The organism is Parendozoicomonas callyspongiae, from assembly GCF_023502345.1.
Taxonomy (GTDB): Bacteria; Pseudomonadota; Gammaproteobacteria; order Pseudomonadales; family Endozoicomonadaceae; genus Sansalvadorimonas; species Sansalvadorimonas callyspongiae.
Genome location: NZ_JAMFLX010000132.1, coordinates 1 through 712, shown reverse-complemented (window position 1 = coordinate 712; position 712 = coordinate 1). Strand labels below are relative to the sequence as shown.

General features: G+C 43.1%; 1 protein-coding gene. It reads right to left on the bottom strand.

Translation table 11 applies throughout. The features are described from left to right. Positions 1 to 673, bottom strand: a 673-nt coding sequence (locus M3P05_RS20630) for a hypothetical protein (RefSeq protein WP_249702029.1), incomplete at its 3' end; no start/stop codon positions are given. Positions 674 to 712 lie beyond the last annotated feature (39 nt).

Sequence of the window (712 nt, the reverse complement as noted above, 5' to 3'; positions counted from 1 at the left end):
CTACTTTAAAAAGATCGTCTCGTTGCGACAGAAAATATAATGGCCCCGAAAACATGTCGTCCATACAGTCTCTGAGAGTCTCCAAAGCGTCAGATTTATTGGATATTGTTTCCTCAAGAGCCTCCATCACTTCAGCTGCATTCTGTACACCCAGATTATAGCCAGGATCCGATGCTTCTTTACGTTCCGCATCAGTAATTATTCCAACCGAACACAACTGAGTTGCCACTCGTGATGAGGAATGCTGGATGTTATCTGCTATTGTTTCGGAGGCTTTATTGAATTCCACAGCCACTGAATCGTTCTTTGCCAGGCGTCCAATATAATCACAGAGCGAACGAGTTTGCCCTGCATTTTTAAACTCACCAGCGATGCGCCCACAAAGAGCTCCTGGATTTTCACTGCCTTTGATTTTTTGATGCAATCTTCTTACAAGAGACTTAGCCATATCCTGCTGACCTGGAGTCTGAGCTTTTCTTGTTAAATCATTAACACTTCCCGAAACTTTATGACTAATCAAGTACTTCGATGCACATTTAGTAACAAAGGTAGACATATCCATGTCTGCTAAAGTATCCTGTAAAAACGGTGCAAGCCTTCTAAAGGCTTTAAGCTCAGGAGAAATCTCATCAACTGTTCTCGCTGCAAACGAAGCTGTTTCACTTGGCTGCATTTCACTACCACCGCCTTGTTGGATGGGTGAGGATACAGT